The sequence below is a fragment of the Helicobacter pylori genome (assembly GCF_014496485.1).
Taxonomy (GTDB): domain Bacteria; phylum Campylobacterota; class Campylobacteria; order Campylobacterales; family Helicobacteraceae; genus Helicobacter; species Helicobacter pylori_DD.
On record NZ_JACTAX010000002.1, the window covers coordinates 21,640 to 35,102 of the forward strand.

The window sequence follows — 13,463 nt, forward strand, 5'->3', positions numbered from 1 at the left end:
TCTTTTATCAAATCCATTGTTTGGTGGAGGATTTAAGCGCTGAAAATATAGCCAAATTAGAAGAAACGATCGCTCCTTTTAGCGCTTTTTCCAGCATAGAGTTTTTGGATATATTACCGAATAAAGAATTAGAACCACGCCATAATTACCGCAAGCTTGATCCTTTAATAGCGAGTGAAATTAAAAAATTGTATTTAAAACTCAATGCTTTTTCGCAAAAACGCTTTTCTAAAATGATCATGTGCCGTTTCTTTTTTGCCTCCCTTTTCCCCCAATACGATAAGATAATCATGTTTGATGTGGACACTTTGTTTGTGAATGATATGAGCGAGAGCTTTTTTATCCCCCTTGAAGCGCATTATTTTGGGGCTGTGAGGGAAAAAGATTTGATCGCTATAAACAGGAATTCGGCTAAGGATTTATACGAATTACGCCAAATGCGCGCAAAAACTATCGGCGTTGCCAACGCTTTCCCTAATTTAGAAGAAGCGCAAATCCTTTTTGACAACTACTTTAACGCCGGGTTTTTAGCCTTAAATTTAAAATTGTGGCGTGAAGAAAATCTGCAAAACCAATTGATTGGATTTTTCCTTTTGAAAAATGAAAAGCTTTTATTTAACGATCAAGATGCTTTGTGTTTTGTGTGCCGTGGTAGGATTTTAGAATTGCCTTACTCCTACAATGCCCACCCTAGTTTCCTTGATACGCCCCTATTCCCTAGCATTAAAGAAGCGCGCATGCTGCATTTTTGGGGCGATAAACCTTGGAAACTCTTCAGCGTCATTGGCGCGAAAAAATGGCATGAAGCGTTGATCCAAACGCCTTTTAAAGACGCCTATTTCAACGCTTCTTTTTTAGATCACCTCTTTGAATCCCTCCAAAACAAGGATAATGAGATCAAAAGAAGAGATGAAAGGATCATTGAAGAAGTTCAAGTGCTTCAAGCAAGGGATAAAGAAATCCACGCTCTTAATAAAATCCTGTCTTTTTCAGACAAGCGACATTCTTTTGAATTTCTTCTGCCTAGGCTTTCTTCTAAACTCCTTATAGAATTTTTGCTTTTTAAAGCCAAACAAAAAGTGAAACGGTTAATTAAAAGGGTTTTTTAAAACCCTTTTTAAAATTAATGCGAGCAAGCATGCGTTTGTATGGGCTGGATGTCCTTGTTATCGGCTAATTTCTCTTTTTCCACTTTGTCTAAAAAAGTGCTCAAATCTTGTGCCATTTTTTCAAAAATCTTAGCGCTCACGCTATCAGGGTGAGAGATCACAATCGGTTCACCCTTATCCCCCCCTAAACGCACTTTAGGCTCTAAAGGGAGCTTGGCTAAAATTTGCGTGTGATAAGCCTCTAATAATCCACTCATGGAATTTGAGCCAAAAATCTCGCTCTCTTTCTTGCAATGCTCGCACACAAAACTCCCCATATTTTCTACAATGCCTGCAATAGGAATGTGTAGTTTCTTAAACATGTCCAAACTCCGTTTAGCGTCATCTAAACTCACTATTTGGGGCGTCGTAACGGTGATTCCTGCGCTCAAAGGCACAGCTTGGGCTAGCGTGAGCTGCGCATCGCCTGTTCCTGGGGGCATATCCACCACTAACACATCTAAATCCCCCCAAATAATATCGCTTAGCATCTGCTCAATCGCTCGCATGAGCATGGGCCCTCTCCAAATGAGACTCTGCCCTTCATCATACAAAAGCCCCATGCTCATCACAGAAACGCCAAAAGCTTTTAAAGGAATGAGTTTTTTACCGCTAGGATCCATGATCACATCAGCGTTTTGCAAGCCCATCATTCTAGGGATATTAGGGCCATACACATCAGCGTCCAACAACCCCACTTTTTGGTTTAAATTCGCTAAAGCGATGCTTAAATTCACGCTGGTGGTGCTTTTACCCACACCGCCCTTACCCGAGCTTATCATCACTACATGCTTGATGTTTTTAGCCAGATTTTTAGTGGTGGGCTTTGGGGCTTGCGGTTTAGGTGGGGTTTTAATATCCAAATTCAAAGCTTTCACGCCTTTTTCTTGCATCGCTTTGGAGATATTTTCCCTTAAAATCGCGCTCGTTTCTTCAGAGCTTGAGGGGATTTCTATTAAAAGCCCTAATTGGTTGTCATGCAAGGTGATGTTTTTAACAAAACCAAAGCTGACAATATCCTTTTCAAAATTAGGGTAGATGATCGTTTTTAACGCGTTCAAGACATCTTCTTGGGTGAGCATTTTAATCCTTAAAATGATAGTATTTGAATTTTCTTTATAGCATGTTTTGTTTAATTTTGCATTATAAATTAAATTTGCGTTTTTAAAGGGTAGGGCATGGAATTTTATAAGCGTGTTTTGAAATTGCACCATTTTAGGAATTTGGGTAGAAAATCGCCTGCCAAATTGCTTTTAAATTCAAGTTTTGAAAACAAACATGGAGGGTTGGTGGTTTTAGTGGGGGAAAATAATGTCGGTAAAAGCAATGTTTTAGAAGCTTTGATAATCTTTAATGATGCGGATGTTAAACTTTGTAATGAAGAAGATTATTTCAAACCCCATGAAAAAGATTCCCTTTTAAGCTTGGAAGAAGAAACAATCCTTGATAACAAAATCACAAATTTTTCTTGCGTGGATTTGAAGATCCAAACTAAAGGAGTTAGCGAAGAATTAAAAGAATTATCAAAAATATTAATCAGCTACCCTTTTGAAAAACATGCAGAAGCTTTAAGTGAACAATGCAGCAACAGCGTTTATATTCCCACTAACAATAACGACTATTCAAAGATTTGCACTCTTGTGAGTAATTTTATAAATCTTATAACTTCTTACAATTCATTAGGATTATTTTTACATTTTTACAAAGAAAAATTAAAATTGAGCGAGTTTGTAACTGAATATGCCAACGCAACCAACAATCTGTTTTTCAAAGAATTAATCAAACATGTAAGCGGTAATAGCGAATGGATTAAAAATTTTTGTCAGTGTATAAGAGAGATTATAAAATACAACGCTCCTAATAAAGAATACAAACCCAATCAATTTTTTATAATGGGGAAAGGCAAACAAAATTAATTGGAAAAAATTTATTCTTGTTTTGAAAAACCTAGTAAAAATGAAATCAAACCAAAAGATGTGGAATATATCTTAAAAAAAGCTAAAGGAATTAGATAAAATTTTTAAGACTACTGACTTTACAAAATTCACACCAGAAACTGAAGTGAAAGACATTATTAAAGAAATAGATGAAAAATACCCTATCAATGAAAATTTTAAACAGCAATTTAGAACATTCCGGTTAAATATAGGCAACCTTAAAAAGAAAATTAAAAATTCTTTAAAATACCTTGAAAAAACACGAGAGGATTTTGAGCGAAAAAAAGAGCGATTGATCCGAGAAATTGAAAATGACTGCAAAAATCAAAAAGTGCTAAAGTTTAATTATGATGTTTTGTTGGATAATATCCAACAAATATGCAAAAATTATATAGCAAGTCATGCTGTTAATGATGTATCTAAAGATATTAAATCCATGATGTGTCAGCTTTATTTGAAACAGATAGATTTACTATTCAATTCAGAAATTGTGCGATACAGATACAGCAATCTTTTTGAATCAACAAGAAAATCTCTTTGGGAGAATATAAAAACTTTAGACAATGAAAGCGGCATTCATTTGTTCCCTAAAAATATTGGTGAAATCAAAGATAAATTTGAAGCAAACAAGGAAAAAGTCAAACAAAGCAAAAACTATTTTGAGTTCGCAGAATATTGCCGAGAGTGTAACCCTTATACAGCGTTTCAAGGTTTAAGAAATAAAGTTCAATTACCTTTAAGCGGTGGTTCATCTCATCAATTTGATGAACTCGTGCCGACCATGAAAGAATACAAAGAGCCAAAAATCACAGATAACGACTTTAAGGCTGTATTATTTACTTGCATTGATTATTCTTCCCCTTCTGAATTTGACCAATGGGATTGGTTCTTTAGAAATTCATTGTTTAGGAAAATAGGCTTTCACCCCAATACAATTTGGAATACTTTTGGGAACATTTTAAAAGATGGTCAAGCGTTACAAATAATAATGTTTGATAAAAATAATGATTTAGTAATCTATGATTCTGAAAAATCGTTCAATATCCCTGAAAAATACTTGCAAGAAATAGACCAAGAATCACTAAAAGAGATCAGACAATCAAAACATCTTTTTCCAATTGAAGTAAAACGCAAATACAATAATAATGTATGTCAATTTGAATTTTTTAAAAAAGACACAAGCCATCTTTTATTTAAGGTAAATTTTACAGAAATATTAGAAAATCTTGCAGAAATCTTGGAATACAACATGCAATTAAAAATAGATTCTTTGATTACAAAAGAATTTAACAGGCTTTTAGCGATCGCTGAAGATAGTTCTCAAAATAGTTACCAATTAAAAATTCGTGTCCGACACAACAATAAATTTTATGATTATTCAAAGAAATCTACGGCATATGAAATAAAACTTGAAATTCATGATTGCAGAAAATCTGATAATCAAAATGAGCCAATTATCTTAAGCCAGCAAAGCACCGGCTTCCAATGGGCGTTTAATTTCATGTTTGATTTTCTCTACAATGTGGGATCAGATTTTAGTTTTAACAAGAATATTATCTATGTCATGGACGAGCCAGCCACTCATTTGAGCGTGCCAGCCAGAAAGGAGTTTAGGAAATTTTTAAAAGAATACGCTCATAAAAATCATGTTACTTTTGTTTTAGCCACCCATGACCCCTTTTTAGTGGATACGGATCATTTAGATGAAATAAGGATTGTGGAAAAAGAAACAGAAGGCTCTGTGATTAAGAATAGTTTTAACTACCCCCTAAATAATGCGGGCAAAGACTCCGATGCCTTGTATCAAATCAAGCGTTCTTTAGGGGTGGGTCAGCATGTTTTTCACAACCCCCAAAAACACCGAATCATCTTTGTAGAAGGCATCACGGATTATTGTTATTTGAGCGCTTTTAAATTGTATTTGTGTTACAAAGAATACAAAGACAACCCCATTCCTTTCACTTTCTTACCCATTTCAGGGCTTAAAAACAATCCAAACGATATGGAAGAAGCCATTAAAAAACTTTGCGAGTTAGACAATCACCCTATTGTTTTGACAGATGATGACAGAAAATGCGATTCTGACCAAAACGCAACGAGCGAACGATTTAAAAGGGCTAATGAAGATTTGGGTAATCCCATCACCATCTTACAACTCTCAGACTGCGATAGGCATTTCAAACAAATTGAAGATTGTTTCAGCGCAAACGATAGAAACAAATACGCTAAAAATAAGCAAATGGAATTGGCCATGGCGTTCAAAACAAGGCTTTTGTATGGCGAAAAAGACGATGTAATGAGCGAAGAAACAAAAAAGAATTTTCTATGCTTATTTGAATGGATAAAGAAAAGAGTGTAATAACCCAACGATTAAAAAAGGGTATATCAAATTTGATTATAATACCCCACAAATTATTATTGAAAGGATTTTGATGTTTAAAAAAATGTGTTTGAGCTTGCTAATGATAAGCGGTGTTTGTGTGGGGGCAAAGGATTTGGATTTCAAACTGGATTATCGCGCGACTGGGGGGAAACTCATGGGGAAGATGACGGATTCTAGTCTTTTAAGCATCACTTCTATGAACGATGAACCGGTGGTGATTAAAAATCTTATTGTCAATAGGGGAAATTCATGCGAAGCGACTAAAAAAGTAGAACCCAAATTTGGCGATAAGTTTAAAAAAGAAAAACTCTTTGATCATGAATTAAAGTATTCGCAACAGATATTTTACCGCTTGGATTGCAAGCCTAACCAATTGTTAGAAGTTAAAATCATCACAGACAAGGGCGAGTATTACCATAAATTTTCCAAATAAAACCGCCCTTTCCTCAAACAAGGGGCTTTCTAGCTAGATCACTTCGTGAGAGTACCCCTTTCTAAAGAAAGGAGCTTCCTAACTAAAACATTCCATTGAATGCTAACACGAAAGGCTTTGTTCTTTAAAGTCTGCATGGATATTTCCTACCCTAAAAAGACTAGTGGTATTTTAACCTCTTTTAGCCTAACGGCTATGTGCTTACATCTTGCACCCTAAAGGACAGAGTTTTTCGTGCTAGTGGGATAAAATTTAAAAAGAATTTTGCCACAAAGCGACTAAAACCTCTCATGGAGCCTTTTGTTGGGCTTGCTCCAAAGCCATTTGTGCATGCTTGCAATCCTTTTTAAAAGACTTCGTGATAAAATTAACCTTAAGCGTCGAATCAAAGGCTTCATGGCATTTTTTAAGCTTGTGATCGCGCTCTTGCGGGTCTTGCAAGTAATATTTCACTGAATGCACAAAACTGAAATGAAACCCCATAGGAGGGATACGGCTATCTGGAGTGCCTTCACAAAAATCGCTGCAATAACTGCTTTGCGACTTTAACCCCCCCAACACCACTAAAAATAAAAAAACCATCTTTTTCATCAATACTCCTTCAATCCTTTTTATCCGCCAAAATACACCAACGCTGACCCCCAAGTCAATCCCCCACCAAAAGCGTCTAAAAGCATTAAATCGCCCTTTTTCAAGCGCCCCTCTTCATAAGCTTCACACATGGCCATAGGGATACTGGCTGCTGAAGTGTTGCCGTATTTATGCACGGTTAAAACCACTTGCTCATCTTTAAAATCCAAATGCTCTCGCACCGCTTGAATGATCCTAAAATTAGCTTGATGCGGGATAAACAGACGCACATCTTCAGGTTTGAGAGCGTTTTTTTCTAAGATCATTTCCACATCTTTTAAAAGCGTTTTTACCGCTAGTTTGAACACTTCATTGCCTTTCATGCACAAAAAAGGCTCTAAAGCTTCTTCTTTAGCGTTAAAGGGCGTGGGTTTTAGAGTCCTTGGCGTATAGAGATAATTAGAAAAATTCCCGTTCGCTGAAATCTGCACGTCTAAAATGCTTTCTTTTAAACGCTTGGTTCTGCCTATCACGCACGCCCCAGCCCCATCGCCAAATAAAATACAAGTCCCCCTATCTTTAAAATCTAACACGCTGCTCGTTTTTTCTGCCCCCACAATCAGCACATTTTCGCACATCCCGCTCTCAACATAAGCCTTAGCCACCGATAATAAATAAATAAAACCCGTGCAAGCGGCTGAAATATCAAACGCCGGTTTGTTTTCAATACCTAATTTCGCGCTCAATACGCAAGCGGTTGAAGGCATGGCCAAAAAATCAGGGCTTAAAGTCGCTACAACCACCAAATCAATGTCTTGTGGGGTTAAATGCGCTCTCTCTATGGCTTGTTTAGCCGCTATTACCCCTAAATCGCTGCTTTTTTCTTCATCGTTAGCGAAACGGCGTTCTTTGATACCAGTCCTTTTTTCTATCCATTCATCGCTGGTATCCAAAAATTGCTGGAACTCTGCATTTTTCACACGCTCGCTTGGAACATGCATTGCAATGGATTTAAGAGAGGCGTAAAATTCCATTCAATCCCCTTAACATAGTTATTTTTAAGCGTCTTGCTGATCACTTTGATGCGCAGAAACGCTAGGCTTTAAGCTCTCAAACGCTTGGGTAATCCTCAAACAAACCTGACTTTCAACAGCACTAATAGCCTGATAAATCGCGCATTCAACCGCTCTAGCGTTGCTCTTGCCATGGCTAATGATCACGCTTTTATTCACGCCTAAAAGCGGCGCTCCCCCATATTCAGCGTAATCGGTTTTTTGTTTTAAAATACCAAACGCATTCTTAAGCATCAAAGCCCCCATTTTAGATTTAAAAGAGCTTTTAATTTCATCTTTAAAAATAGAGCCTATTGCGCTAGCGACCCCTTCTGTTGTCTTTAAGACCACATTCCCCATAAAGCCATCGCAAACCACCACATCCACAACCCCTTTGAAAATATCGCTCCCCTCCACATTGCCATAAAAGAAGTCATAAGCTTTCAGCATTTTATGCGTTTCTTTAACGAGCATGTTCCCTTTAATATCTTCTTCGCCATTACTCAAAAGACCCACCTTAGGGCTATCATAATGCAACACGCTTTTAGCGTATTCATACCCCATAAGAGCAAAATCAATCAAATATTCAGGCTTGCAATCGGTGTTCGCTCCCGCATCTAATAGCACGCTAGGGCGTTTGCCAACGCTAGGCATTAAAGTGCAAATAGCAGGCCTTTCAACCCCCTTGATACGCCCTAAACGCAAGGTGGCTAATCCCATAGTCGCCCCACTATGCCCCGCTGAAATCAAAGCGTCAGCCCCATTTTTTAGAATATCCATGCCCAAGTAAATGGAAGATTCCTTACGCTTGATCGCCTCGGTGGCGGCTTCTTCCATCTTGATGTAATCTTGCGTGTGGATCATTTCCACTTTGCTGGCTAACTCTTTAGAAATAAAAGGGGTCGCTTTGTCTTTATCCCCCACTAAAACCGCACTAAAACTCTTATTCTCTAAAGCCCTTGAGACTCCCTCAATAATGGGTAAAACCCCATGGTCAGCCCCCATTAAGTCTATTACAATTTTCATCATGCGTCCTTAAAAGGCTTGTTGCAATCCGTTGCAATCCTTTAAAATACTTTCTATCACTAAAGATAGCTTTTATATTAGTATTCTTTAGTAAATTTGTTAATATGGTGGGGAAGCTTCCAAGTGCCATCTTTAGCTTTCACAGGTTTAGCCAACTTAACGCTATAATGCGTGCGCCTTTTTGCCGCTCTTGTCTTACTCACTCTTCTATCAGGTACTGCCATAAATTCTCCTTCATTTCAATCTGCATAATGGTAGTCTAATTTAATAGACTCCACTTCAGAGCGTAAAATTTCGCTCAAATCAATAAAACCATTGAAAGATTCAATAACATCTAAATTATCAAAATCCAAACTTTGGCTTTGCGTATCCCACAACCCGTCTGAAATATGCAAAACCAACGACTCATCAAGGTTTTTTTTAAACTCTTTACCGCTTGTATCGCAAATAAGCATCAATTCACCCTTAAGGCGCGCTTCCAAACGAAACAATTTCGCCCCCACCCGCACAACTTCGCCCTCTAAAGCCACTCCCTCATGCTCTAAAGAAAACGCTTTAGGCGCATTAAAAGCGATTTTACGCATTTCAAATTGCATGCTTATTTAAAACGCCCTTAAACCTTAAAGATCCCTAGCGGCAAAAAAGAAAGCGATTTCATTGTGTGCGTTTTCCAAACTATCGCTCCCATGCACCGCATTAGCGTCAATGCTTTCAGCAAAATCCGCTCTGATAGTGCCTTTTTGGGCGAGTTTGGGATCAGTCGCTCCCATAAGATCTCTGTTTTTAGCCACCGCATCTTTGCCCTCTAAAACCATAACCACCACCGGACCACTGACCATAAATTCTATTAAATCTTTAAAAAAGGGTCTCTCTCTATGGATCGCATAAAAGTTTTCAGCGTCTTTAACGCTTAAATGCAAGCGTTTCATAGCAATCACTTCCAAGCCGTTATTCTCAAAGCGATCAATGATTTTGCCTACCACTTTTTTCTTAAGTGCATCCGGTTTAATAATAGACAGCGTTCTTTGTTTCAATTTAAACTCCTTGTGAATTGTTGATTATACAAAAATTTTTTAAAATATTACCCTTAAAATATTTTTTTAACGCTTAAAGAACGCTTTAATCTCTTCAGCCTTGTTGGTTTTTTCCCAAGTGAATTCCTCTAATTCGCGCCCAAAATGCCCATAAGCTGAAGTGAGCGAATAAATGGGTCTTAATAAATCCAAGCTTTCAATAATGCCTTTTGGCGTGAGTTTGAAAACCGATTTCACGCATTTTTCCAACTCCGCGCTTGAATACTTGCTCGTGTTATGCGTGTTCACATAAATAGACACTGGCTCTATCACCCCAATCGCATAAGCAAGCTGCACGGTCGCTTTATCGCAAACCCCACTCGCTACCAAATTTTTAGCCACATAGCGGGCCGCATAAGCCGCGCTCCTATCCACTTTGCTAGGGTCTTTCCCGCTAAACGCTCCCCCGCCATGCGGGCAACTCCCCCCATAAGTATCCACGATGATTTTTCTGCCCGTCAAACCCGCATCGCCTTGCGGCCCACCGATAACGAATTTTCCTGTAGGATTGACAAAAAACTTGATATTGTCATGCAAATATTCTTTGGGTAAAACCTTATACACGATCTCTTCAATCACGGCTTCTTTTAAATGTTTTTGCGAAACTTCTGGGGAATGTTGGGTGGAAATAACAATCGTATCAATGCTTACAGGCTTGTTGTTTTCATAACGCACGCTCACTTGAGACTTGCCATCAGGCCTTAAAAAAGGCAGAGTGTTGTCTTTTCTTTTTTGAGCCAGAGCGAAAGTGAGCTGGTGCGCTAAATGAATGGGTAAGGGCATGAGCGTCTCAGTCTCCTTGCACGCATAACCAAACATAAGCCCTTGATCCCCTGCCCCAATCTCGCCATCTTCTCTATCCACGCCTTGATTAATATCAGGGCTTTGCTCGCCAACGCCATTCAAAACCGCCGCGCTTCTATAGTCAAAGCCATAAAGAGCGTCTGTATAGCCAATCTTTTTAACCACTTCTCTTGCAATCTCTTGCATAGGGGCATAAACAGAAGTTTTTAACTCGCCAGTGATCATGCAAAAACCATTAGAAACTAAAGTCTCGCATGCGACTTTGGCTTTTTGATCCCGCTCAATAATGTAATCTAAAACCGCATCGCTGATTTGATCAGCCATTTTGTCAGGATGCCCCTCGGTTACTGATTCAGAAGTGAAAAGAAAACTATCTTTCATTGATTGTCCTTATTAAAATAATCATTCGTATTCAAAATGGGCTTATTATAGCTTATTTCATTCTTTAAGACTTAAAAAACCCTTTAGCTTTTTGCAACAAACTCGTTTTTTGCTGTTTCCTGAAATTCGTTCTTAAATGGGCTAAGAAATGGTGCCACTCATGGATTTCCATAGCAGGGATCGCTCCGGCAAAATTGGTATTAGGGGGCAAGTCTTTGCCCACCGCGCTTTTACCCCCAATTTGAGTGAATTCACCCACATGCAAATGCCCTCCAATGCCCACTTGACCGCCAAAAACCACATTACGACCTGTGGTTGTAGATCCGCTCAAGCCCACTTGAGAAACGACGATGCTGTGTTCGCCTAAAACGCAATTATGCCCGATTTGAACCAGATTATCAATCTTAACGCCCTCTTTAATCAAAGTCTCGCCAAACACCGCCCTATCAATCGCTGTATTAGCCCCAATTTCCACATTTTTTTGAATCCTAACAATCCCCACATGCTCAATTTTGACATGCTCTCCTAAAGCGGTGTGCGCATAACCAAAGCCATCGCCTCCGATCACACTGCCCGCATGGATGATGACATTGTCTTCTAAAATCGTGTTTTGATACAAGATTACACGAGGATACAAAATGCAATTTTTACCGATTTTCACCCCATCAGCGATCACCACGCCCGGATAAATCAAAGAATTTTCGCCAATTTCTACGCCCTCTCCAATCACAACATTAGGCATGATCGTTACTTTTTCAAAATGTTTAGGCTCGCTAACGCTTTGTGGGTTTTTAAAAAAAGGGATTTTAAAGGCATGTGAAACTTTGGCAAAGGCTAAATGCGGGTTATCCACGACTAAAGCTTGCATGCTTTTAGGCACTTTAGAAGATTCTTTTTTACGGATAAACACCGCCCCAGCTTTTGAATCTTTTAAAAGTTTGAGGTAACGTGCTTGGTCAATATAGCTAATATCATTAGGCGTGGCCTTATCCAATTCCGCTAAAGCATGCACTTCAAAATCGTTTGAAAATTCCGTTTCAATAGAATAGGCGCTCAACAATTCGCTTAATTTCATCAATACCCCTTATTGTTCTGCAAATCCCACAATAGCGTAGCTTTATTATCTTTTTCTTCCACAGCCCCCATGCCCATGACATGATAGCCAGCATCCACAAAATGCACTTCCCCACTCACCCCACTAGACAAACTAGAGAGCAAATACATCCCGGCATTGCCCACTTCCTCTAAACTCACATTTTTTCTTAAAGGGGCGTTGATTTCATTCCATTTTAAAATCATTCTAAAATCAGCGATCCCACTAGAAGCGAGCGTCCTGATAGGCCCAGCTGATAGGGCATTCACCCTTATGTTATGCTTGCCTAAATCCACCGCTAAATAACGCACCGCGCTCTCTAGGGCCGCTTTAGCCAACCCCATCACGTTGTAATGCGCCATGTATTTGGTGCTGCCCAAATAGCTTAAAGTCAAAACAGACGCCCCGTTATTCAATAAGGGTTTTAGGGTGCTTGTCAGCTCTATTAAAGAATAAACAGAAATTTCCATAGCGGTGTTAAATGCGCTTTTAGAAGTTTCTAACAAGCTCCCCTCTAAAGCCTCTTTAGGGGCAAAGGCCACGCTATGAACGATAAAGTCCAATGAGCCTAAATCCTGCTTAATATTATTGTATAGCGACTTGAAATGCTCTTCTTTGCTCACATCCAATTCATACACATAGGGGCTATTCAATTCCTGCACGATAGGCCTCACGCGCTTTTCTAAGCTCTCATTCAAATAAGTGAAAGCCAAAGTAGCCCCTTGATTGAAACAAGATTGAGCGATCCCATAAGCGATGGATTTATTGTTTGCCACCCCTACAATAAGCCCTTTTTTACCTTTTAAAAATCCCATGATTTTCCTTTATAAAAATGAAATGACTGTTTTAAAATTTTCTAATTCCAAAGACGCGCTCCCGATCAATAAGCCATCCACGCTATCAATCCCTAAAATTTCTTTAGCGTTTTGCACATTCACGCTCCCCCCATACAACAAGGGCGTTTTTTGATTTAAAATTTGCTTTAAAAAACCATGCGTGAGGTAAATATCTTCTAAAGAAGCGCTTTTTTTGGTGCCAATCGCCCAAATAGGCTCATACGCCACAATTAAATTGGAATAATTAAGATCAATATTTTCTAATTGCTCGCTTAAAAATTCCTTTACAGCCACTAAACCCTTTTCTCTGGTCGTTAAATCTTCACCAATACAATAGACAATTTTAAAATTTTTATCTTTAAAAAAATCAAACTTTTCTTTCAAAAAGCTAGGGCTTTCTTTTAAAAACGCTCGCCTCTCGCTATGCCCTATTAAAAGCGTGTGGATTTTCAATTCTTCTAAATGCTTGGAAGTGATTTCACCGGTAAAAGCCCCACAATCTCTAGGGTAAGCGTTTTGCGCTCCTAAAGTGAAATGCAAAAACGAATTAGGCAATAACCCCAAAAAATCAGGGAATACAAACACCCTATCAAAATGCTGCGGCTTTAAAGTTTTTTCTAATTCTTTTAAATACGCATGGCTTTTAAAAACAGGCATAGCGGATTTAAAATTAGCCATGGCAATTTTTGTCATTGAATGATCCTTATTTTATAGATGGTAACTATCC

13 protein-coding genes and 1 pseudogene are annotated in these 13,463 nt (G+C 38.5%); 3 read left to right on the forward strand and 11 right to left on the reverse strand.

The features are described from left to right. Positions 1-23: 23 nt before the first annotated feature. The gene (locus IC572_RS01195) at positions 24-1,109 is read left to right on the forward strand and encodes a glycosyltransferase family 8 protein (RefSeq protein WP_332246563.1); all 1,086 of its coding nucleotides are present in this window, start codon (positions 24-26) and stop codon (positions 1,107-1,109) included. 14 nt (positions 1,110-1,123) lie between these two features. Here IC572_RS01195 and IC572_RS01200 read toward each other — a convergent pair whose 3' ends face one another. After that, the gene (locus IC572_RS01200) at positions 1,124-2,362 is read right to left on the reverse strand and encodes an Mrp/NBP35 family ATP-binding protein (protein ID WP_187854795.1); all 1,239 of its coding nucleotides are present in this window, start codon (positions 2,360-2,362) and stop codon (positions 1,124-1,126) included. On the opposite strand from IC572_RS01200, the pseudogene IC572_RS01205 reads away from it, so the two are divergent. Together IC572_RS01205 and IC572_RS01210 are read left to right on the forward strand one after the other, a co-directional pair. Further along, positions 2,327-5,518 (forward strand): annotated as a pseudogene (locus IC572_RS01205) (AAA family ATPase). The gene IC572_RS01200 and the pseudogene IC572_RS01205 sit on opposite strands and share 36 nt — an antisense overlap. Beyond that, the gene (locus IC572_RS01210) at positions 5,518-5,901 is read left to right on the forward strand and encodes a hypothetical protein (RefSeq protein WP_000473909.1); all 384 of its coding nucleotides are present in this window, start codon (positions 5,518-5,520) and stop codon (positions 5,899-5,901) included. Before IC572_RS01205 ends, IC572_RS01210 begins: the two are co-directional and overlap by 1 nt. 288 nt (positions 5,902-6,189) lie before the next feature. On the opposite strand, the gene IC572_RS01215 is transcribed toward IC572_RS01210, so the two are convergent. The 10 genes from IC572_RS01215 to IC572_RS01260 all read right to left on the reverse strand — a co-directional run bounded on the left by IC572_RS01215 (position 6,190) and on the right by IC572_RS01260 (position 13,429). Then, positions 6,190-6,492, reverse strand: a complete 303-nt coding sequence (locus tag IC572_RS01215; protein ID WP_128013646.1) for a hypothetical protein — start codon at positions 6,490-6,492, stop codon at positions 6,190-6,192. A 20-nt stretch (positions 6,493-6,512) separates the two neighbouring features. Then, the gene (fabH, locus tag IC572_RS01220) at positions 6,513-7,505 is read right to left on the reverse strand and encodes a ketoacyl-ACP synthase III (RefSeq protein WP_100984872.1); all 993 of its coding nucleotides are present in this window, start codon (positions 7,503-7,505) and stop codon (positions 6,513-6,515) included. A gap of 24 nt (positions 7,506-7,529) precedes the next feature. Next, positions 7,530-8,549, reverse strand: a complete 1,020-nt coding sequence (gene plsX, locus IC572_RS01225; RefSeq protein WP_001874891.1) for a phosphate acyltransferase PlsX — start codon at positions 8,547-8,549, stop codon at positions 7,530-7,532. A 77-nt stretch (positions 8,550-8,626) separates the two neighbouring features. Continuing rightward, positions 8,627-8,773, reverse strand: coding sequence for a 50S ribosomal protein L32 (gene rpmF, locus IC572_RS01230; RefSeq protein WP_000290431.1), 147 nt, complete (start codon positions 8,771-8,773; stop codon positions 8,627-8,629). A gap of 15 nt (positions 8,774-8,788) precedes the next feature. Next, positions 8,789-9,145: a DUF177 domain-containing protein gene (locus IC572_RS01235; protein ID WP_187854796.1), complete on the reverse strand. Its 357-nt coding sequence runs from the start codon at positions 9,143-9,145 to the stop codon at positions 8,789-8,791. Between the two features lie 24 nt (positions 9,146-9,169). Beyond that, positions 9,170-9,583, reverse strand: a complete 414-nt coding sequence (gene ndk, locus IC572_RS01240; RefSeq protein ID WP_127976938.1) for a nucleoside-diphosphate kinase — start codon at positions 9,581-9,583, stop codon at positions 9,170-9,172. A gap of 66 nt (positions 9,584-9,649) precedes the next feature. After that, on the reverse strand, positions 9,650-10,807 hold the full coding sequence (gene metK, locus IC572_RS01245) for a methionine adenosyltransferase (protein WP_000655158.1): 1,158 nt from the start codon (positions 10,805-10,807) through the stop codon (positions 9,650-9,652). A 64-nt stretch (positions 10,808-10,871) separates the two neighbouring features. Then, complete coding sequence (gene lpxD / locus IC572_RS01250) at positions 10,872-11,882, reverse strand: UDP-3-O-(3-hydroxymyristoyl)glucosamine N-acyltransferase (RefSeq protein ID WP_187854797.1); 1,011 nt, start codon at positions 11,880-11,882, stop codon at positions 10,872-10,874. Beyond that, positions 11,882-12,715, reverse strand: coding sequence for an enoyl-ACP reductase FabI (gene fabI / locus IC572_RS01255; protein WP_187854798.1), 834 nt, complete (start codon positions 12,713-12,715; stop codon positions 11,882-11,884). Before fabI ends, lpxD begins: the two co-directional genes overlap by 1 nt. 9 nt (positions 12,716-12,724) lie before the next feature. Beyond that, positions 12,725-13,429 carry a triose-phosphate isomerase gene (locus tag IC572_RS01260; RefSeq protein ID WP_187854799.1) on the reverse strand — a complete coding sequence of 235 codons (705 nt, stop codon included), beginning with the start codon at positions 13,427-13,429 and terminating at the stop codon, positions 12,725-12,727. Positions 13,430-13,463: the final 34 nt, after the last annotated feature.